This window comes from Actinospineispora eucalypti (assembly GCF_039543365.1).
GTDB classification, from domain to species: Bacteria; Actinomycetota; Actinomycetes; order Mycobacteriales; family Pseudonocardiaceae; genus Pseudonocardia; species Pseudonocardia eucalypti.
Genome location: NZ_BAABJP010000068.1, coordinates 1 through 20,616, shown reverse-complemented (window position 1 = coordinate 20,616; position 20,616 = coordinate 1). Strand labels below are relative to the sequence as shown.

Below are 20,616 nucleotides of genomic sequence, written 5' to 3'. Positions count from 1 at the left end.
CCCACCGGGTGACACCCGGGAACAGTGGGATTTCGACATATCCGTGCGGCGCGGGTCACCCTAGCCTCGGCACATGCTCTCTGATCTGAAGGACAAGCGGGCGCTGGTGACCGGCGCCGCCCAGGGCTTGGGCCGCGCCGTCGCGGAGCTGTTCGTGGCGCGCGGCGCGCGGGTCCTGCTCACGGACATCGACGGCGACCTGGTCGCCAAGACGGCCGCCGACCTGGGTGATGCCGCCCACCCACTGGTCTCCGACGTGACCTCGGAGGCGGACGTGGCCGCCTCGGTGCGGGCCTGCGTGGACACCCTCGGCGGGCTGGACATCGCGGTGAACAACGCCGGCATCGAGATCGGCAAGCCGCTGGTCGAGCAGACCGAGGAAGAGTTCGACCGCCTGATGGACATCAACGTCAAGGGCGTGTTCTTCGGCATCAAGCACCAGACGCCGGCGCTGGTCGCGTCGGGCGGCGGCGCGATCGTGAACATGTCCTCGGTGGCGGGCCTCGGGGGCGTGCCGCTGCTCGGCTCCTACTGCGCCTCCAAGGCGGCCGTGCTGCGGCTGACCGAGACGGCGGCCATCGAGCTGCGGGCGGCCGGCATCCGGGTCAACGCGGTGTGCCCCTCGTTCATCCAGACCGAGATGGTGGCCCGGCTGGTCAACCCGTTCGAGGGGGCGACCGGCGCCAACTTCGACGACCTGGTCGCGGTGAAGCAGCAGCGGCTGGGCACCCCCGAGGAGGTCGCCGAGATGGTGGCGTTCCTCGCCTCGGACGACGCGCGGTTCGTCACCGGCGCGCACTACACCCTGGACAGCGGACTCACCGGGAGCTTGCTCTGATGGCTGACGTGTTGAAGGACAAGATCGCCATCGTCACCGGCGGCGCCAAGGGGCTCGGCGCGGGCATCGCCGCCGAGCTGGACTCCGAGGGCGCCCACGTGGTGGTCACCGACGTCGACGGCGAAGGCGCGGCCAAGACCGCCGCCGGACTGGCCAGGGGCGAATCGGCCGTGTGCGACGTGCGGGACGACGCGGCGGTGGCCGCGCTGGTCGCGGACGTGGTCGGGCGGCACGGCAAGCTGGACATCATGGTGGCGAACGCGGGCATCGGCACGGTGACCCCGCTGGCCGACATGACCATCGACGCGTGGCGCCAGGTGCTCGCGGTGAACCTGGACGGGGTGTTCTCCTCGGTCCGGCACGCGGCGCGGGCGATGGCCGCCTCCGGCGGTGGCTCGATCATCACCATGGCCTCGATCACCGCGTTCGCCGGCTCGCCGCTGATCGGGCACTACGCGGCGGCCAAGGCGGCGGTGGTCTCGCTGACCAAGACGGCGGCCATCGAGTTCCGCGGCCACGGGGTGCGGGTCAACGCCATCTGCCCCGGGTTCATCGGCACCGACCTGGTGACCGACCGGGCGCCCGAGTTCGAGCAGCAGCTGGGCGTGGACGACTTCACCGCGGTGATCAGTCAGGCGCAGGGCCGGATGGGTGAGGTGCGGGACGTCACCCCGCTGGCCGCCTTCCTGGCCTCGGACCGCTCCCGGTTCTCCAACGGGTCGGCATTCGTGGTGGACGGCGGGATGAGCGCCTCCCTGGTCTAAGACCAATGCCGGTCGTTCAAGCCCCGTGCAAGATTGACGTCTGGCCCGTGATCGTCGTCGCTGGCGCTTCAGCGTCGAAAATCGAGGCTAAACCGCCACAGACAGCGATCACCCACGATTCCCGCCAGAAACGCAACGACCACGACCGCCAATCCATGAAACCCCAGCACCGGCCCACGCAAGATCGACTTCTGAGCTGAACGAACGGCATTGGGTCTAGAACGCGTCGACGGGGCCCAACGCCTCGCACAGGCGCAAAGCGACCAGGAGCTCGGTGCGGCGTTCCGACAACGCGGCACCGAGCTCCTGCGCCGCCGCACGGATGCGCATGCGCACCGTGTTCTCGTGGATGCCCAGCTCGACGGCCGCCTTGGCCTGGGAGCCGGCGGTGAGCGAGGCCAGCAGGGTGGCCCGGATGCGCCCGGACCGTTCGCCCGGCCCGGCCAGCTCGCCCAGCTCGTCCCGGACGAACCGGCGCGCGGACTCCGGGTGGGTCAGCAGCAACGACTCCAGCCGCAGGTCCCGGGCGCACAGGCAGCTCGGCGCCCGGTACAGGGTGGCGCGCAGGCCGGCGGTGCGCCGGGCGGTCTCGTTGCCCCGCCGGAACCCGGCCAGGCCCCGGCCCGGCTCGCCGATGGAGATCTCCACGTCCAGCCCGCCGGCCGTGCGGCGCAGCAGCTCCAGCCGGCCGGAGTCCACCCGGTCCGGGTAGCCCAGCCAGCCGAACCAGGCGCTCGCGTCCGGCCGCACCAGCAGGCTCCCCCACGCCCCGCTGCGCTCCCGCAGCGCGCCCAGCGCCCGGCTCACCTCGCGCTGGCCGTCCCCGGTGAACAGCAGCCCGACGTGCGTGCCCCGCATCCGGTAACCCAGGGCGGCATCGGTCTCCGGGGTGGGCTCGGAGCCGTCCAGCAGCGCCAGCACCAGTTCGCGCCGGCGGTCCTCGCTGGTGGCCGCCATCTCCTCGGTCACCTCGGAGTGCCGGGCCACCACCTGCTGCAGCACCTGGTCCACGTAGCCGAAGAGCAGGGAGGTGGAGCCGCCGAGCAGGTCGGGCAGCTCGCCGTGCCCCTCGCTGCCCCGGCACAGGTCGAACCACTCCTGCCAGAGCCGCTCCACGCCGACCCGGTAGGCCCGCTCCAGCTCGGGCAGCGGGATGCCCAGCCGGGCCACCAGCGCGGCGAAATCGCGCGCGCACGGGGCATCCACGTCGGTCAGCGCGAGCCGGCCGGCCAGCACGCCGGACGCGCAGGCCACGTTCTCCATGGAGCAGCGGCGCAGGGTGGCCACGAAGCCTCGGTCCCCCGCCCGGTCCGGGAACACCGTCCGCAGCACGGTGTCGGACACCGCCTCGCCACGCGCGGGGCTGTCCAGCCGGGTGGCGAGGCCACGCAGGAGAGAACTCGAACCTGGGTGCAGAACGGTAACGGACACGGTGCTCCTCAGCTTCGACGTCCTCGTCGAGTCCTGTGACGCTGTCACCGCCCGCCCTCCTGGTCATCGTGTCCGAGGCACGGAACCTGGCGGCCACGTTGTGACGGGAAGACAACGTCCGCCTCGTTATAGCGCAACCTGGACCAGAACCTACCCCGGGAGCGGAGGCAGGTCAGCTCCGGCGTGGCACCTGAACACGACCGGGTGTCACGCCGGAGCCGAACTCGGATTCGCGCTCAGGCCGGCGAGGGCGGCGCGGCGCCTTCCGCGCGCGCCGAACCGGGGCGGTCCAGCGAGCCCAGCGGCGGGGCGAGATCCTCCAGCGACTTGCCCTCGGCGTTCACCCCGAACACGACCGCCACCAGGCCACCGATGATCATGATCACGGCGGCCATCATGAAACCGATGAACATGTTGCCGACGTCGGGGTCCGGCCCCTCGCCGATCAGCTTGCCGTAGATCACCGGCCCGAGCGCACCGAACGCCTGCGCGATGCAGAAGAACACCGCGATCGCCTTGGCCCGCACCTCCAGCGGGAACAGCTCGCTCACCGTCAGGTAACCGGCGCTGGCCCCGGCCGAGGCAAAGAAGAAGATCAGACACCAGGCCAGGGTCTGGGTCATCGCGGTGAGCATGCCCTGGTTGAACAGCACCGCGCTGATCGCCAGCAGAATGCCGGAAAGGATATACGTGCCGGAGATCATTACCTTGCGTCCGACGGTATCGAAGAATCGCCCGAGCAGGAGCGGACCGAGGAAGTTTCCGATACAGAAGGCGATCAGGTATACCGGGGCGCTTTCCGCCGGGACGCCGTAGAACTTGGCCAGCACGATCGTGTACGTGAAGAAGATGGAGTTGTACAGGAAGGACTGGGTAATCATCAGGGAGGCGCCGAGTACGGCGCGTGTCGGATACTCCTTGAACAGCACCTTGGTGAGCTGGACGTAGCCAATCTTTTCCGCCGGCCGCAGTTCCAGCACCTTGCTCTCGTCCACCGGCGGGAGCGCCCGGCCGGTGCGCTCGACCTCGCGTTCGATCTGTGAGATCGACGCCTCGGCCTCCTCCGCCCTGCCATTCATGATCTGCCATCGCGGGCTCTCCGGCAGGTTTCGCCGGACGATGATGATGATCAGACCGAGCACCGGCCCCAGCAGGAACGCCAGCCGCCAGGCGAGGTTCGGCTCCAACTCGTTCAGCAGAATGAACGAACCCAGCGTGCCGAACAGCGCGCCCAGCCAGTAGGTGCCGTTGACCAGCAGGTCGATCCGGCCGCGATACTGCGCGGGAATCAGCTCGTCGATGGCGGAGTTGATTGCCGCGTACTCCCCGCCGATGCCCATACCGGCAATGAACCGGGTGAGGAACAGCCAGCCGATCGAGACCGGCCCGTTGCTCAGTGTCAACGCGGTGAGGCCACTGCCGATCAGATAGATGGCCAGGGTCAGGATGAACAGGTTCCGCCGGCCCAGCCGGTCCGAGAGATGGCCGAAGAACAACGCCCCGGCCACCTCGCCGAGCAGGTATACCGAGGCGCTTCCGGTGACCACGACGGCCGGCAGGTTCAGCGACTCCGGCTTGGTGAGCAATGCGGCGATCGAACTGACGACGGTGATTTCCAGGCCGTCCAGCACCCAGGCAACGCCGAGCGCGGCGACCAATCTGGTATGAAATGGCGACCAGGGTAGTCGGTCTATTCGAGCTGGAATAAGACTTCTAATTGCACCCGATTCCGGGCCAGCGGCTGGTTGCGACATGACGACCTCCGTCGCTCGTCCCGTGATCACGCGCCCACCCGCGCGATCACCGTGGGGAGAGCCTGAACGGCGGCCAAATTCCTGTCAAGCCGGAGGCCCCGGCCGGCCGAACGATTGGCGAAACCGGCCGGCTCGCCAATCGTTCAGCGCAATTGAGTGGACTCTTCGTCCTCGCGGGCGTGCCGGCGCGGATAGCTGCCGCCGTCCGAGGGCTCGTCCACCTCGTCCAGCCGGTGGCCGTTGCCGTTGGAGGCGTGGTGGCCGTTGCCGGAGTACTCGCCGTTGGCCCGCTCCTCCTCGGCGTGCTGGCCGTTGAGGCGATGGCCGTTGCCCGACTGGCCGTCGGCGGCGTGCCCGTTGCCGTTCGGGTGGCCGTTCGACACACCGTTGCCGTTGCTGCCGTTGCTGCCGTTGCCGTTGTTGCCGTTCCCGTTGCCGTTGGGGGGCAGGCCGTTGCGCGGATAGCCGTTCTCCGGCTGGCCGTTGGACGGCTGGCCGTTGGTGGCGGCGAACTGCCCGGTGCCGGGCCGCCCCTTCGGCATGGGCAGGCCGCCGGTGCCGTTGGCCGGGTTCAGCGGCGGCATCTGACGGTCGAAGGTGCCGATCCGGGGCACCCGGGCGCCCGGCCCCCGGAAGCCGTCCTGGATCACCGGCAGGCGCCGGGTCGGCTCGTTCGGGTTGATCATCGGTGGCTGCGGCCCGAACCGGGGCTGCTGCACACGCGGCGGCATCGGCCGCTGCCTGGGGTCCATCCGGGGCTGCTCCACGCGCAGCCGGCCCTTCTCCAGGTGCACCACCCGGGTGGCCAGCCGGATCAGCGCCGGCCGGTGCGTGGTCATCAGCACCGTGCGGCCCTCGGCCAGCCTGGTCAGCGCCCGCACGACCAGTTCCTCGGCGTGCACGTCCAGGCCGGTGGTCGGCTCGTCGAGCAGCACCACCGGAGCGTCCAGCAACAACGCGCGGGCGATGCCCACTCGCTGCCGCTGGCCGCCGGAGAGGCCGACGCCGCCGTCGGAGAGCTTGGTGAACAGGCCGTGCTCGAGCCGGTCGGTGAACTCGTTGACCAGCGCCGCGGCCGCCGCGTCGGTCACCTCTTCGTCGGTGGCGTCCGGGCGCCCGTACCGGATGTTGTCCGCGATGGTGCCGGAGAACAGGAAGGTGTCCTGCAGCACCATGGAGACCTGCCGGTGCCGCCACCAGTCGGGTGCCTCGCTCAACGGCGTGCCGTCCAGCAGCACGTCCCCCTCGGTGGGCGCGTACAGGCCCGCGATCAGGGAGAGCACGGTGGACTTGCCGGCACCGTTCGCGCCGAGCAGGGCGATCCGTTCCCCGGGCCGGACGGTGAACTCCAGGCCGTTCAGCACCGGGCCGCGGCCGTAGTCCAGCCGCACGTTGCTCAGGTGGAGTCCGCCGGCGATCCGCTCCGGCAGTCCGGCCCCGTCCCCGGGCGAGGGCCGGGGCTCGTCGAAGATGGCCGCGATCCGCTCGGCGGACGCCGCGCCCTGGGTGAAGGTCAGCGCCAGCTTGGACAGCGACCGCAACGGCTTCAGCATGTCCTTCAGGTAGCTGCTGACCACCATCAGCACACCGATGGTCCACCAGTTGTTCATCGCACCGTAGCCACCCACGAAGAGCAGCGAGGCGGTGCCGATCGAGCTGACCGCCTCGAGCAGCGGAGTGAACCGCGCGCGCAGCTCCACCGAGCGCAGCCCGGTGCGCAGCACGTCGGCGTTGCCGTCGGCGAACCGCCGGTCGTGCGCGTCCTGGCTGCCGAACGCGTGGATGGTGCGCATGCCCTGCAGCGACTCGGCGATGAACCCGGACATCCGGCCCTCAGCGGCCCGGCGCTGCCGGGCCGCCTTCCGGGTGAGCCGGGTGTAGCGGGACGCGGTGGCGAACACCAGCGGCGCGGCCGCCAGCGCGATCAGGCCCAGGCGCCAGTCGATGGTCAGCATCACCACCGCGAAGCCGACCAGCGAGAGCACGCCCGGGATGAACGTGGAGAACAGCTCCACCAGGCCGTTCTCGATCCGCCCGGTGTCCGTGGCCACCCGGCTGGTCAGCTCACCCACCGGCTGCTCGTCGTGGTACGTCATGGGCAGCCGCTGCAGGTGCGCGAACACGTCCGACCTGATGGAGGACGTGATCCGCTCACCCGAGCTGTTCATCATCCGGTCGCCCAGGTAGTCGAACATCCCGGATGTGGCGGTGATGAGCAGCACCGCGACCGCCGCCACCGCGAACTTGGCGACGGGCGCCTCACCGAAAATGGTCGCCACCGGGGCAAAAAACCCCGGCAGCGGCTTCTTCAACAACACATGGTCAATGACCAGGGCGAGCGGCCAGGGCGCGGCGAGATCCGCCGCAAGCTCCCCGGCCCGCATCGAGGTACCTATGAGCAGAGGTCGAAGCTCGCGTCGTCCGTATGCCCGAAATCGCCATAGCTGTCGTAGCAGACCTATGTCGGGCTGCTCGGCAGTGCTCATCCGCCCACCGGTGCCGGGTGTGACACCTCGGGCATCGGTCTAGAACGTCGGCCGTCCGGCGCCGGGGCCGAACCAGTGATCATGCGGGAGAACCGTCCAGCTTGGCTAGGTCGTCGACCGAGATCTCGGCCAGGAGGTCAACAGCCGCCCCGCCGGCCAGCTCGGCCGGCGACACCACAGGCAGATCCGTCGCGGCGGCGGCTTCCCGGGTAGCCAACGGGCTGGCCGTGACCAACCCGGAGACGGCCCGCACCGGCACCTTGAGCTCCGCCAGCACACCGATACCGGCCACCGCGCCCAGCGCATCCCCGACCGCGAGTACCACGTGGTCGGCGAAACCGGGCAGCTGCGATGCCAGGTAACGGGTCTCGTCCTGCAGGACACCGTCGGCCACCTCGAGCACCACCACGTCCGCGCCGCGCGCGACCAGGTGGTCTCGGATGTCGACGGTGGTCTTCATCAGCCGGTCCACCGGGTAACCGAAGGTGGAGGGCATGCCGAAGTCGAGGAACTCCGCCACGTAGGCGGCACCGGCGTCGACGTAGGACCAGTGGTCCTTGCCGCTGCCGGAGCCGGTGACCTTGCCGGCGCCGACCTTCAGGCCGGCGCGAGACAGCCCGCGCACGATGGCGGCGGTCGCCGTGGTCTTGCCGGCGTTCATCCCGGAACCCAGCACCACGATGGTGCCCAGCTCGGGCCGTGCCTGTGCCGGCGCGGGCGCCACGAAGTCCTCGGTGTTCAGCGGGACACCGTCGGCCTTGGTGAGGGCGCCGATGACCTCGAGCTCGGTGGGCTCGCCCCGGCTGGTGTGCGAGGAGGCGACGGTGCCGATCAGCCCACCGGAGGTGAGCAGGTGCACGGCGTCACCGACGCCCGGCATGTAGCCCTCGTAGAAGTCGGTCGCGTACCGGTTCCCGTACGCGCCGACCAGCATGTCTCCGGGGTAGAGCCGGGCACGCCGCCCGTGTGGGTCTTCCAGGGCCTCGTGCTCACCGAGCTTCGCCACGGTGGCCACGACGAAATCACCCAGTCGCGGCTCCTGCGTCACTCCACCGATGAGGAAGTTGTCACGCTCGCCGGCATCCATCCGGCGGGTGACGTAGCCCCACTTGGCCCCTGACAGCCTCTGCATCACTTGCCCCCATCGCGGCAGACACCCAGATCTGCGCTGATCGGCTCGTCCAGCGATCGCAGCACTTTGCTCGACCGCCGCCAGCTATTGACAGGGCCGGGCAAAAGGCCTTCGATCAACCAGTTCCTACGTTCTAGCCCGATCAACGAGTTCAACTCTCCTTAGTTGCGGGTGTGTGGCCCGGCCGGCGCTCGACTACTCGAATGGCCTACCGGGCGGACACGCCGGTCACGCTTCCAGCCACACTCGCGTCGTAACGCCGATCGTCCGTGCCGCCGATCGGAGGTTACCGGACTGACACATTCGTCCGATCGGGACCCAGCGTACTCGCGTGTTCGAGCGCAGCCCCAGGTCATACCCCCATTTCGGTCTAAAGTCGGAGACCCTCTCCAGCGGATGGGCGGCCAGCTCCGCGCAAGGGATGACGATCACTCCCAGGTGACTCTGCGCACCTGATCATGGGACACGAACTCACGCCGTGCGGTGAATGTCCCGCAGATCGTGACAGAAACGATCTATGGTCCCCCGGACATCACTGATCCGGGCAGGTCAACCCGACCTTCCCGGTTCACCGAAGTGGTGATTGAGACATGTGGGGATGGCGGGCTCGCCTGGCTGCCTCACACCAACGGATGAACAGTGGCGCGAGCCACGTCGTCGGGGGAGGACGTCATCATGATCACGAAAGGCATCCGGGCGCCGGGCTTATGGCCCCGGGTCGGCGCGGTGCTCGGGGTGGCCGGCGGGGCGCTGGTCCTCTCCGCCGCCCTGATGCCCACCGGGCAGGACACGGCGGAAGGGGTGGACCGCGGCTACCTGCCGGCCGCCATGGGCACGGAAATACCGACCCTCACCGTTCCGCCGAAACCAACACCGCCGCCGAAACCTGAACCACCCACGGTCGCGCCCGGGGTGGGGGTCGTATCCAGCCCGGAGCCCTCGGCCTCCGAGGAGCCGGAGGACCCCGAGGAGCAGGAGGACTCGCCGGAGCAGGTCGACCCCACCGTGCCCACGGCGGAGCCGACCGTCCCACCGGTGCCGAGCCTGCCCCAGACACCGTCGCTGCCCCAGGTCCCGTCGCTGCCCGGCGGCCTGCCCCAGGCCCCGTCGCTGCCCGGCGGTCTCCCGCAGGTTCCGTCGCTTCCGGGCGGGTTGCCGCAGGCGCCGTCGCTGCCCGGCGGTCTCCCGCAGGTTCCCTCGCTTCCCGGCGGGTTGCCGCAGGCGCCGTCACTGCCCGGCGGGCTGCCCCAGGTTCCCGCCGGACTCCCGCAGGCCCCGGCCCTGCCCGGCCTGCCCAATGCCGCCTCGGGTGAGACCAGCGCGCCGGGCGACTCGGGCGACGTGCCTCGCACGCTGCCCCCGGTCACCCCGGCTCCGCCGATACCCGGGGCGCCGTCCCTGCCCGGCGGGCTGCCGGCTCCGCAGCTTCCGGGCGGATTACCGGCTCCCCAACTGCCGGGTGGGTTGCCGCAGGTGCCGGGCGGCCTCCCACAGGTGCCCCAGCTGCCCGGCGGGCTGCCGGCTCCGCAGCTACCGGGCGGCCTGCCCCAACTGCCCGCCGGGCTCCCGCAGGCCCCGGCCCTGCCCGGCGGTCTCCCGCAGGTTCCGGGTGGTCTGCCCCAGGTTCCGGGTGGCCTGCCGCCGGCGCCGGCGCTGCCGGGCGGGTTGCCGCAGGTTCCGGCGGCCAGCCCGGTGTCGGGCGAGTGCTCCGCGTCGTGGGGGGTGGTCGGCGCGCTGGCCAGCGCCCTCGCGGCGCCGCTCGCCCCCGCCGGCGTGGACATCTGTGGGCCGGGCGCGCTGCGCCCGGCCCCGGTGTTCGCCAACTGCACCAAACAGGTCGACGGCGCCGGTCTGCAGGCCGCCGTCGACGCCGCTGTCCCGGGCGACCGCATCTGCGCCCGGGACGGCGGTCCCGCCGACCGCCTCAAGATCACTCGCTCGGGCACCGCCTCGGCACCGATCATGGTGATCGGGGACGGGAACGGAACGGTCAAGGGCATCAGCGTCAGCGCCGACCACGTGATCGTGCAGGGCTTCAACTCGGTGGACGCGGCGGCCCCGGCGATCGAGATGACCGGCACCGGCTCGGCGCTCCTGAACAACACGGTGCGCGGGCCGAAGGGCGGCGACGGCGACGGCATCCGGTTCTTCGGCAAGGACCTGCTGATCTCCCACAACACGGTCAGCGACGTGAAGAACTCCGGCGGCGCGCACGCCGACTGCATGCAGACCTTCGCCACCAACACCCCGGGCAGCAGCAACGTGCTGATCCACAGCAACCGGTGCGAGAAGATCGACAATCAGTGCCTGATCGCCGAGGGGCCGAACAGCGGCGCCGGCGACGGCAGTGGCAAGGGCGAGAGCGCGCACATCACCTTCACCAACAACTTCTGCGACTCGCACGCCTCGCAGGCGGTGTGGATCGACGACGTGAAGAACGTGGTGCTCACCAACAACGTGATCACCGGTAGCAACACCAAGGCGTTCGGGCTGGACAACAAGTCCACCGGGGCACTGATCGGCGGCAACCGGATCAGCGAGGGCATCGGATTTGAGGTCGGGATGGACCACACCTCGCGCGAGGGCTACCAGGGCCCGGAGGTCGGCGGCGAGCCCTAAACCAGCTCCACCTCCACGCGGGTGTCCGAGAACGTCGGCGCGTTGCCCAGGTCGGCGAACCGGAACGGGGTCACCGCGTTGACCGTCGACTGTGCCTTGCTGTGCCGCCGCCAGGCCCCCATCGGCGACACCACCACCCCGCGCGCGACCTGGTCGGTCAGCTCGGCGCGCACCACGAACTCACCCCGGTCGTTGTAGACCCGGACGTACTCGTCCGCCCCGATCCCCCGCTCCTCCGCGTCCTGAGGGTGCACCAGCAGGGTCGGCTCGCCCTGCACCCGGCGCTGTGCCGGCATGTCCCCGGCGCTGGAGTTGAGATAGGCGTGTGACTTCGGGGAGACCAATACCAGCCGATAACCGCTCGCCGGCTCCTCCGGTGGGATGTAGTGCGGCAGCGGATCGACCGCTCCCCCGGGCTGGTGGTCACCCGAACCCTGCCGGAACACCGGGCTGACGAAGTTGCCCGCCCGCTCCGCCAGCGAGGAGCGCAGCTCGAGCTTGCCCGACGGGGTCGGGAAGTTCCCCTCCGCGTGCGGCGCCCAGTGGTCCGCGTCCGGCAGGTTGAGCCTGGCCCAGCCGGTCTCCGCCAGCGTCTCCAGGGTGATCCCGGACAGCGCGGGCGCGGACCAGTCGAACGCGTTGGCCATCAGCTCCTCGTCGCCGGCGGTGAAGCAGTCCTCGGTGAAGCCCATCCGGGCGGCCAGCCGACGGAACAGCTCGGTGTTGGGCACCGCCTCCCCGAGCGGCGCCACCGCCGGGGTGTTCAGCGTGACGTACAGGTGCCCCCAGGAGAACATGATGTCCCGCTGTTCCAGCTGGGTCGTGGCCGGCAGCACGATGTCCGCGTACTCGGCGGTGTCGGTCATGACCTGCTCGCTGACCACGGTGAACAGATCCTCCCGGGCCAGGCCGGCGAGCAGCTTCGGCTGCTCGGGACAGACCACCACCGGGTTGGAGTTGTAGACCATCAACGCGTTGACCGGCGGGTCGAGGCCGAGCTCGCCGGTGAGCGCCCGGCCCAGCAGGAACTGGTTCACCACCCGGGTGCCGGGGGTGGCCAGGTCCGGCCGCATCAACCCGCCCCAGTTGACCGGGAACGCGGCCAGCGGCATCTGCAGCAGCCCGCCCCCGACGTGCCGCCAGGCCCCGACCAGCCCGGTCAGGCAGGCGATCGCGCGTACCGTCTGCCCGCCGCCCGCATGCCGCTCGACCGCCACCCCGATGCGGATCACCGCCGGGTCGGTCGTGGCGTACTCCCGGGCCAGCGTGCGGATGTCGGCCGCCGGGATGCCGGTCCGCTCGGCGGCCCACTCCGGGGTGTACCCGGCCACCCGCTCGACCAGCTCCGGGTAGCCGACGGTGTGCTCGCGCACGTACTCCTCGTCGACCAGTCCTTCGGTGGTGATCACGTGCAGCATGGCCAGGGCCAGCGCGCCGTCGCTGCCGGGGCGGATGGCCAGGTGCCAGTCCGCGCGGCGGGCGGTGCGGCTGCGCGTCGGGTCGATCACCACCACCTTGGCGCCTCGGCGGCGCGCCTCGGCGATGATCGGCCACAGGTGCAGGTTGGTGCTCACCACGTTGCACGCCCACAGCACGATGTAGCGGGAGTGCACCAGGCTCTCCGGGTCCACCCCGGGGGTCGGGCCGAAGGTCATCGCGCACGCGGTCGTCGCACCCGAGTCGCAGTAGGTGCGCTCGGCCACGGTGGCGCCCAGCTTGTTGAAGAACGGGTCGCCCACGTTCAGCCCGTTCAGCACCCCCTGGGTGCCCAGGTAGCTCACCGGCATGATCGATTCGGCGCCGTGCTCGGCAATGGTGGCACGGAACCGCTCGGCGATCTCGTCCAGCGCGGCGTCCCAGCTGATCCGCTCGAACCGGCCGCTGCCCTTCGGCCCCACCCGGCGCATCGGGTGGAGCACGCGGGACGGGTGGTAGACCCGCTCGTGGTAGTTGTTGACCTTCACGCACAGCCCGCCCCGGGTGTACGGGTGGTCCGGGTCGCCGCGCACGCCGGTGGCGCGGCCGTCGGTCACGGTCACCAGCATCGCGCAGGTGTCCGGGCAGTCGTGCGGACAGGCGGCCCGCACCGTGGTGGTGGAACTGGTGAGCGGCAGCTCGGTGGTACTCATTCACCGAGCCTGCCCGGGTGGGCGGGGCGCCGCCAGGCCGGTCGTGCCAGCGGCTTGGCAGCGCGTGCCAGGTTGCCGATCGTGGTGCCCCGGGCCGGGCCGCCGCGCCCACCGCCGTCCTCGGCGGTATAAACACCGGTCATGGCCACATTGCGCGCCGTCGGCGTCGAAGACATACCCTCCGCTCCGGTCCTGGTCACCAGGACGGTGCCGGTCCGTGCGCCCCGGCAGGCGGTGTTCGACCTGCTGACCGGCGACCCCGCCCGGTGGGGCGACTTCTGCCCGGGGTTCGACCACAGCGGCCGGTGGGTCGTGCAGACCGCCGACCACGTGGGTTCCCGGCGCCGGGTGCGGGCCGGCGGGCTGGTCGTGGAGGAGACCGTGCTGCTGCACGAGCAGGGCTCGCGCTGGGCGTTCCGCGTCGAGTCGGCCCCGCTGCCGTTGTTCCGCGCGCTGGCCGAGGACTACCGGCTGACCGACACCGACCAGGGCTGCCAGCTGGAGTGGTCCATGGCACTGTGGCCGCACTTCGCGCCGGCGCTGCACCGCCCGGCCCTGGACGCCGGCCTGAAGGTGCTGGCCAGCGGCATGGCCAAGGGCCTGGAGCGGGTCACCCAGCGGGCCTGATCCCCGCCTGGCCTGGTTACGCGGAGTAGCCTCCTTTCCGTCTGTATCGATCGAGTTGCCGAGTAGCCATCGCCGTGCCGGGTATGCCAAAGGGCGTGTTGCACGCGTTCGGCCGGAGACCCCGGCCGGTGTGGCCAGGAAAGGAACCCATCGCAGCATGAGCAACCCGGACAGTTCGCCCTACCGCTACGAGCTGTGGAAGCTGGATGCCGGAAGAATGGTGCACGCCCGGATTACCGACAAGAAACTCGACGTACACGCGCCGGAGATCATCGGCGGCCGGAGCTACGAGAACTACCCGGTCGGCTACGAGTGGCGGGTGTACCGGGCGGAACGGGAGCTCGGACGCTGGGAGGTGGCCGCCTAGACCACCGCGTTGACCGCTCCGGCGCGGTTCCTTACCGTCGTGCGGTACGGAGGTCGGAGCGATGGTGCTGGTCGGCGGCGGTTCCTCGACGGGTAGCGCGCGCCGTTTGCCGGTGTGGCGGGACCTGATCAGGGAGAATTTCGTCGCGCTGGACATCGGGCTGGACAACCCGGCCGACGCGCACGGCCGGTTCGCCGGCTCGGTGCGCAGCCGCACCCACGGCGAGCTGCAGGTGTCCGAGGTCTCCTCGATCAACCAGGGCGCCCGCCGCACGCCGCTACTGGCCCGCCGCGACCGCACCAGCTATCTCCAGGTCGGCCTGGTCGGCGCCGGCGAGGCGGCGCTGGGCCAGGACGGCCGGGAGTGCCTGCTCCGGGCGGGCGAGTTCGCCATCTACGAGACCGACCGCCCGTTCCACTGGGGCCTGCGCGGCGAGCCCTGGCAGCTGGCCGTGTTCACCTGGCCGCGAGCCTCGGTGATGCTCAGCCCGGCCGAGTCGGGCGCGGTCACCGCCACCCGGTTCGACCCGGCGGATGGCCTGAGCCGGGTGGTCGGCCACCTGCTGGCCGACCTGGTGGCCACCCGTCCCGCGCTGCGCCCCGCCGCCGAGGCCCGGTTGTCGCACCAGGTGGCCGAGCTGGTGGCCACCCTGGCCATCGAGCATGGCGCGGAACCGCCGGCCGACCCGGCGACCACCGACCTGTTGCACCGCATCGACGCCTACATCCTGGCCCGACTGGCCGATCCGGCGCTGGGCCCGGCGGACATCGCCTCGGCGCACTTCATCTCCACCCGGCAGCTGCACCGGTTGTTCGCCCGCCGCGGGCACGGTGTCGCGCAGTGGATCCGGGAACGCCGCCTGGAGCGCTGCCGCGACGCGCTGCGCGCGGGTCGGGACCCGATCACCGAGGTGTGCGCGCGCTGGGGTTTCACCGACCCGGCCGGGTTCAGCCGGGCGTTCCGGGCGGCCTACCGATGCAGCCCCAGCGAGTACCGCCGGCGGTTCAGACCCGGGTGATGTAGTCGCCGGTGCGGGTGTCGACCTTGATCCGGTCGCCCTCGTTCACGAACAGCGGGACCTTGACGACCTTGCCGGTCTCCAGGGTGGCCGGCTTGGTCGCGTTGGACACCCGGTTGCCCTGCACGGCGGGCTCCACCTCGGTCACCGTCAGTTCCACCGAGGCGGGCAGCTCGACGCCCACGATCTCGGTGCCGTAGAAGCGCAGCGCCGGGGTCATCTCGGGCAGCAGGTAGTCCGCGATGTCGCCGATCACCTCGGCCGGCACCTCGAGCTGCTCGAACGTCTCCTGGTCCATGAAGACGAAGTTGTCCCCGTCGTTGTAGAGGAACGACAGCTCGCGGGTCTCGATGATCGCCTGCTCGACCTTCTCACCGGCCCGGAAGGTCCGGTCCAGCACGGCACCGTTGCGGACGTTCTTCAGCTTGGTCCGCACGAACGCGCCGCCCTTGCCCGGCTTCACGTGCTGGAACTCCACCAGGTTGAACAACCCGTCCGGCAGGTCCAGGCTGATGCCACCCTTGAAGTTGGCCGTGCTGATCTGTGGCATTACTCGATCTCCCAGAGGACGGTGGCGGCCGGCGGCCGAGTACGGCGCGCGGCGCGGGCGAGCACCCATGGTAACCGGCACAAACTCGGTACCGGCGCGGGCGTCTTCCGCTTAGCGTTCGCGGCATGACCCTCGCGCCGTCCCGCGTGTCCGTGCTCCCCCTGCTCGCCGTGGCGTTCACCGTGCTGGCCTGGGCCTCGGCCTTCGTGGCCATCCGCTGGGTGGGGCACAGCTACTCGGCCGGGCCGCTGGCGCTCGGCCGGCTGCTGGTCGGCACGGCCGGGCTCGGCGCGCTGCTGTTGGTCCGGCGCACCTGGGTGCGGCCGGACCGGCGGGAGTGGGTGCTGCTGGTGCTGTGCGGGGTGGCCTGGTTCGCCGTCTACAACGTGGCGCTCAACGCCGCCGAGCAGCGGGTGGACGCGGGCACCACGGCGATGCTGGTGAACATCGGCCCGATCCTGATCGCGCTGTTCGCCGGGGCGCTGTTGGGCGAGGGGTTCCCCCGGTGGCTGCTGATCGGCGCGGCGGTGGCCTGCGCGGGCGCGGTGCTGATCGGCTTCGCCACCGCGCGCGCCTCGGTGACCAGTGCGGACGTGCTCGGCGTGGTGCTGTGCCTGGTCGCGGCGGTGACCTACGCGACCGGGGTGCTGGCCCAGAAACCCGTGCTGCGGCGGATCCCGGCGCTACAGGTCACCTTCCTGGCCTGCGTGATCGGTGCGGTGGCCTGCCTGCCCTACCTGCCCGCCCTGGTCCGGGAGGTCGCCGCGGCACCGGCGCCGGCCACCTGGGGCCTGGCCTACCTGGGCCTGGTACCCACCGCGCTGGCCTTCAGCACCTGGGCCTACGCGCTGGCCCGGACGGACGCCGGCCGGCTCGGGGTTACCACCTACCTCGCCCCGCCGATCACCATCGGCATGTCCGCCGCGCTGCTCGCCGAGGTGCCCAGCGTGCTGGCCATCGCCGGCGGGGCGATCTGCCTGGTCGGGGTGGCCCTGTCCCGCCGCCGCTCCCGGCCGGCCCGGACCGCCACCGCCGCCTAGGCCGGTCGGAGCAGCTCGCCGCGCGCCAGCCCTCGCACGGTGCCGACGGTGACCAGCGTCCAGGCCGCGAGCAGGCTCAGGTACCCGAGCACCGCGCCGCCCACCAGGACCACCGCGCCGGTGCGCACGGCCAGCGCGCTCACCCCGGTGACCACGGTGCCCACCGGGAAGGTGAACGACCACCAGGCCAGCCCGAACGGCATCCCCGACCGCGCGGTGCGCAGCGTGAGCACCGAAGCCAGGATCAGCCAGAACAGCGCGAAACCGAACACCGGGACCCCGTAGGCGAGCCCGAGTACCTCCAGGCCCTCCGCGTACAGCACGGGCAGCACCAGATGCGCCTGCTCACCGAGCGCGTTGGTCGCCGTGACCGACTGGCCCAGCCAGCCGAGCACGATCCACACCGTGGGCACCAGCCCGGGCGCGCCGAGCTTGTGCAGCGCCAGCCGCTGCCAGATCAGCGTGGTGACGAACAGCGACGCCAACAGGCTCACCCCGAACAGCGCGTAGCCGGCCAGCAGCAGGGTCAGCGCCGCCTGCCCGGCCGGCGCGAGCGGGACCAGCGGCGCGGCGGTGGCCGCCGAGACCATCGGGGGCACCACCGGCATCAGCCACCCACCGAACGCCGACGCCTCGGTCAGCCGGAGCCGGGTGAACATCAGGTAGGTGACGCGCACCGCGACCACCAGGCCGGACACCGTGCCGAGCAGCCACAGCAGCCACGCCACCCCGACGGCCGCCTCGCCGATCACCTCCCGCCCGACCAGCAGGGCGCCGGCGCCCACGGTCAGCAGGGCCATCGGCGGCGCGCCGTAGAACTGCGCCATCACCGGGTCGGCCGCGTGCCGCAACGCGGCCGGCCGGTGGCGCACCCAGTGCACCGCCCAGGCGCCGCTGACCGCGAGCAGCAGCACACTGGCCAACACCCACCAGACCAGCCCGACCAGGTGCAGCACGGGCACCCGTACCGGCAGCGCCAGGGCGGCGTTCGCCACGATGCCGGTGCCCATCACGGAGGCGAACCAGTTCGGTCCGAGGTGCGCCAGCGGCCCGCCGGTCTCCTCCTCGGAGATGGCGGGGTGGTGGTCAGTTGCCGCGGTCATGTCTCGATGCTCGGGGCGTTGCGGCGCGACCACCAGTAGGCTCGGAGCGGGGCACTCACAAAGTAGCCTTGTGACTGGCTAGGCTGGTCCCGTGGTCCTGTCCGCGCGCGTACCGGATCTCGGCGCGTTGCAGCTGCTGCTCGCGGTCGCCCGCACCGGCAGCCTCGGCGCGGCCGGCCGGGAGCTCGGGCTGACCCAGCAGGCGGTATCCGCCCGGGTGCGCACCGTGGAACGGCTGGTGGGCGTGCCCCTGGTGGCCCGAGGCCCCACCGGCAGCCGGCTCACCGAGGCGGGCGCACTGGTCGCCGACTGGGCCAACGACGTGCTGGCCGCCGCCGAACGGCTGGACGCGGGCATAACCGCGCTGCGCGGGGAACGCGACGCCCACCTGACCGTGGTGGCCAGCTTCACCGTCGCCGAGTACCTGCTGCCGGGCTGGCTGGTCGCGCTGCGCACCGACCAGCTGGCCGACCGGCGGACCCCGAGCTCGGTCAGCCTCAGCGTGCACAACAGCGAGCGGGTGGCCGCCCTGGTGCTGGCCGGCGAGGCCGACGTGGGCTTCGTCGAGGGCAGCGAGGTGCCGAACGGCCTGGCCACCCAGCCGGTCGGCGGCGACACCCTGGTGGTCGTGGTGGCGCCGGGTCACCCGTGGGCGCGCCGGCGCCGGCCGCTCACCCCGGCCGAGCTGGCGGACACCCCGCTGGTGGCCAGGGAGGTCGGCTCGGGCACCCGGCAGGTGCTGGACGCCGCGCTGGCCTCGGCACTGCCCGCCGGCACCCGGGTAAGGCCGCCCGCGCTGGAGCTGTCCTCCACCGCCGCGATCAGGGGCGCGGTGCGGGCCGGCGCCGGGCCGGCGGTGCTCTCCGCCCTGGCCGTGCGGGAGGACCTGGCCGCCGGCCGCCTGGTCCGGGTGGAGGTCACCGGGCTGGCCCCGGCCCGCACGCTGCGCGCGGTCTGGCCGGCCGGCCCGGCGCCCGCCGGGCCGGTGCGCGAGCTGCTGCGGATCGCCCGTACCCGGCTCAGGACGGGTTGAGCTGCTCCTTCAGCTGGGCCTTCAGCTGAGCCTTGGCCACCTTGCCGGACGGCGTGGTGGGCAGTTCGTCGACGAACTCGTACTGCCGGGGCAGCTTGTAGTTGGCCAGCCGCTCCTTGCAGAACGCGGTCAGCTCGTCGGCGGTCAGCCGGTGGCCGGGCTTGGCCAGGACGTAGTAGCGGCCGATCTCCCCGAGCACCGGGTCCGGCACGCCGATGCCGGCGGCCATGGCCACCCCGGGATGCGCGGTGAGCACGTTCTCCACCTCGACCGGATACACGTTGTACCCGCCCTGCAGGAACATCTCCTTGCGCCGGCCCTTGATGGTGAGGTGCCCGTCGGGGTCGGCCACCACGATGTCCCCGGTGGCGACCCAGCCGTCGCCGAGGAAGACCTCGGCGGAGGCCTCGGGCAGCTCCCAGTAACCGGCGGCCGCGCCGTCGGTCCGCACCAGCAACTCCCCTTCCTCGCCGTCCGGTACGTCCCGCCCTTCCAGGTCGACGACCCGGGCCCCCATGCCGTCCAGCGGGGTACCCAGGGTGCGGGCCACCGTGTCCACGTCGTCGTCCCCCTGGGACATGACGCAGGCGCCGGACACCTCGGACAACCCGTACAGGTTGAACAGCCGCGCGTTCGGGAAGCCCTTCAGGATCGCCGCGCAGAGCGTCGGGTCCGCGTTCGCGCCGCCCACCATGGCCAGCCGCACCGAGGTGGTGTCCCGGTCCGGGAAGCTCCCGTGGCCCAGGGTAAGCGTGTACATGGTGGGCACCCCGCCGAACATGGTGGCCCGGTAGCGCTCCACCGCGTCCAGCGCGGACGCCGGGGAGAACATCGGCGCCAGCACCACCTGCGAGCCGCCGACCAACGCGCTGGTCATCGAGCAGGTGATCCCGCCGACGTGGTTCAGCGGCATCGCGCTGAAGCACACGTCGTCCGGCCCGGTGCCCAGCCGCTTCGCCTGGCCGGACGCCGCGGCAATCAGGCTGCCGTGGGTGAGCACCGCGCCCTTGGGGCGACCGGTGGTACCCGAGGTATAGAGGATCACCGCCGGGTCGGCGGAGCGCACCCGACCGGCCAGCCGGTCCAGCTCGCCGGGATCGGCCGGGTCGCCCGGCAGGTCGCCGAACCGTTCCCCGTCACCGGTGCCGCCCAGGTAGAGCACGTGCTCCAAGCTGGGCACCCGGGACCGGAAACCGGGGTAGAACGCCTCGAAGTCCATGTCCCCGGCCCGCGCCGCGGTCACCAGCAGCCGCACCTCGGCCTGGTTGAGCATGTAGTCCAGCTCGGACTCCCGGTACCGCACGTTCAGCGTCACCAGCACGGCGCCGATCGACGCGGCGCCGAAGAACAGCTCCAGCCACTCGGCCTGGTTGGGCGCCGCCACCGCGATACGCTCGCCCGGGCGGATACCCCGCGCGAGCAGCCCGGCCGCCACCCGCCGGGACCGTCGCCACAACTGGTCGAAGGTCACCTCGTCCAACGCGTCGGGCGCCGTGCGCTCGGACGCGCAGCGCAGGAACACCCGGTCCGCCGCCTCGCGCACCGCCGCCCCCAACAGCTCCGGATAGGTGCTGGCCGCCAACAACGCCATCGTGTTCAGCCTCCCGCGCTCATCCCCTGACCCCGCGGGAAGTCTAGGCACTCCCGACCAACACGGCCTGCGCGTTCAGCGGAACGCGCCGTCGTGCCCGCGTTCAGCGGAACGCGCCGTCGTGCCCGCGTTCA

General features: G+C 71.5%; 17 protein-coding genes. 8 read left to right on the top strand and 9 right to left on the bottom strand.

Annotation, left to right across the window (positions count from 1 at the left end; all coding sequences use genetic code 11):
• Window positions 1–73: 73 nt before the first annotated feature.
• A complete protein-coding gene (locus ABEB12_RS40385; protein WP_185065591.1) occupies window positions 74–838 on the top strand; it encodes a glucose 1-dehydrogenase in 765 nt (254 codons plus the stop codon).
• The gene (locus ABEB12_RS40380) at window positions 838–1,602 is read left to right on the top strand and encodes an SDR family oxidoreductase (RefSeq protein WP_185065590.1); all 765 of its coding nucleotides are present in this window, start codon (window positions 838–840) and stop codon (window positions 1,600–1,602) included. Before ABEB12_RS40385 ends, ABEB12_RS40380 begins: the two co-directional genes overlap by 1 nt.
• Window positions 1,603–1,818: 216 nt before the next feature.
• Here the strand turns inward: ABEB12_RS40380 and ABEB12_RS40375 are convergent, their stop codons facing one another.
• The 4 genes from ABEB12_RS40375 to ABEB12_RS40360 form a co-directional block, all read right to left on the bottom strand.
• Complete coding sequence (locus ABEB12_RS40375; protein WP_185065589.1) at window positions 1,819–3,033, bottom strand: helix-turn-helix domain-containing protein; 1,215 nt, start codon at window positions 3,031–3,033, stop codon at window positions 1,819–1,821.
• A 236-nt stretch (window positions 3,034–3,269) separates the two neighbouring features.
• Window positions 3,270–4,787: an MFS transporter gene (locus ABEB12_RS40370; protein ID WP_185065588.1), complete on the bottom strand. Its 1,518-nt coding sequence runs from the start codon at window positions 4,785–4,787 to the stop codon at window positions 3,270–3,272.
• A 143-nt stretch (window positions 4,788–4,930) separates the two neighbouring features.
• Window positions 4,931–7,171, bottom strand: a complete 2,241-nt coding sequence (locus ABEB12_RS40365) for an ABC transporter transmembrane domain-containing protein (protein WP_185065587.1) — start codon at window positions 7,169–7,171, stop codon at window positions 4,931–4,933.
• 181 nt (window positions 7,172–7,352) lie between these two features.
• A complete protein-coding gene (locus ABEB12_RS40360; protein WP_185065586.1) occupies window positions 7,353–8,405 on the bottom strand; it encodes a P-loop NTPase family protein in 1,053 nt (350 codons plus the stop codon).
• Between the two features lie 675 nt (window positions 8,406–9,080).
• Between ABEB12_RS40360 and ABEB12_RS40355 the strand changes: the two genes are divergently transcribed.
• Entirely contained in the window at window positions 9,081–11,024 is a 1,944-nt protein-coding gene (locus tag ABEB12_RS40355; RefSeq protein WP_185065585.1) for a right-handed parallel beta-helix repeat-containing protein, read from the top strand.
• On the opposite strand, the gene ABEB12_RS40350 is transcribed toward ABEB12_RS40355, so the two are convergent.
• The gene (locus tag ABEB12_RS40350) at window positions 11,021–13,153 is read right to left on the bottom strand and encodes a molybdopterin-dependent oxidoreductase (RefSeq protein ID WP_185065584.1); all 2,133 of its coding nucleotides are present in this window, start codon (window positions 13,151–13,153) and stop codon (window positions 11,021–11,023) included. The genes ABEB12_RS40355 and ABEB12_RS40350 overlap by 4 nt on opposite strands.
• Complete coding sequence (locus ABEB12_RS40345; RefSeq protein ID WP_185065583.1) at window positions 13,150–13,296, bottom strand: hypothetical protein; 147 nt, start codon at window positions 13,294–13,296, stop codon at window positions 13,150–13,152. Before ABEB12_RS40345 ends, ABEB12_RS40350 begins: the two co-directional genes overlap by 4 nt.
• On the opposite strand from ABEB12_RS40345, the gene ABEB12_RS40340 reads away from it, so the two are divergent.
• The 3 genes from ABEB12_RS40340 (at window position 13,295) to ABEB12_RS40330 (ending at window position 15,165) form a co-directional block, all read left to right on the top strand.
• Complete coding sequence (locus ABEB12_RS40340) at window positions 13,295–13,780, top strand: SRPBCC family protein (RefSeq protein WP_185065582.1); 486 nt, start codon at window positions 13,295–13,297, stop codon at window positions 13,778–13,780. The genes ABEB12_RS40345 and ABEB12_RS40340 overlap by 2 nt on opposite strands.
• A gap of 157 nt (window positions 13,781–13,937) precedes the next feature.
• The gene (locus tag ABEB12_RS40335; RefSeq protein WP_185065581.1) at window positions 13,938–14,147 is read left to right on the top strand and encodes a hypothetical protein; all 210 of its coding nucleotides are present in this window, start codon (window positions 13,938–13,940) and stop codon (window positions 14,145–14,147) included.
• 61 nt (window positions 14,148–14,208) lie between these two features.
• The gene (locus ABEB12_RS40330) at window positions 14,209–15,165 is read left to right on the top strand and encodes a helix-turn-helix domain-containing protein (protein WP_185065580.1); all 957 of its coding nucleotides are present in this window, start codon (window positions 14,209–14,211) and stop codon (window positions 15,163–15,165) included.
• On the opposite strand, the gene efp is transcribed toward ABEB12_RS40330, so the two are convergent.
• Window positions 15,152–15,715: an elongation factor P gene (efp, locus tag ABEB12_RS40325; RefSeq protein WP_185065579.1), complete on the bottom strand. Its 564-nt coding sequence runs from the start codon at window positions 15,713–15,715 to the stop codon at window positions 15,152–15,154. The genes ABEB12_RS40330 and efp overlap by 14 nt on opposite strands.
• Before the next feature lie 125 nt (window positions 15,716–15,840).
• On the opposite strand from efp, the gene ABEB12_RS40320 reads away from it, so the two are divergent.
• The gene (locus tag ABEB12_RS40320) at window positions 15,841–16,755 is read left to right on the top strand and encodes an EamA family transporter (protein WP_185065578.1); all 915 of its coding nucleotides are present in this window, start codon (window positions 15,841–15,843) and stop codon (window positions 16,753–16,755) included.
• Here the strand turns inward: ABEB12_RS40320 and ABEB12_RS40315 are convergent.
• Window positions 16,752–17,858, bottom strand: coding sequence for an SLAC1 family transporter (locus tag ABEB12_RS40315; RefSeq protein WP_185065577.1), 1,107 nt, complete (start codon window positions 17,856–17,858; stop codon window positions 16,752–16,754). The two genes, ABEB12_RS40320 and ABEB12_RS40315, sit on opposite strands and share 4 nt — an antisense overlap.
• Before the next feature lie 91 nt (window positions 17,859–17,949).
• Between ABEB12_RS40315 and ABEB12_RS40310 the strand changes: the two genes are divergently transcribed.
• Window positions 17,950–18,891 carry a LysR substrate-binding domain-containing protein gene (locus ABEB12_RS40310; protein WP_185065576.1) on the top strand — a complete coding sequence of 314 codons (942 nt, stop codon included), beginning with the start codon at window positions 17,950–17,952 and terminating at the stop codon, window positions 18,889–18,891.
• Here ABEB12_RS40310 and ABEB12_RS40305 read toward each other — a convergent pair.
• A complete protein-coding gene (locus ABEB12_RS40305; RefSeq protein WP_185065575.1) occupies window positions 18,878–20,482 on the bottom strand; it encodes an AMP-binding protein in 1,605 nt (534 codons plus the stop codon). The two genes, ABEB12_RS40310 and ABEB12_RS40305, sit on opposite strands and share 14 nt — an antisense overlap.
• Between the last annotated feature and the right edge of the window lie 134 nt (window positions 20,483–20,616).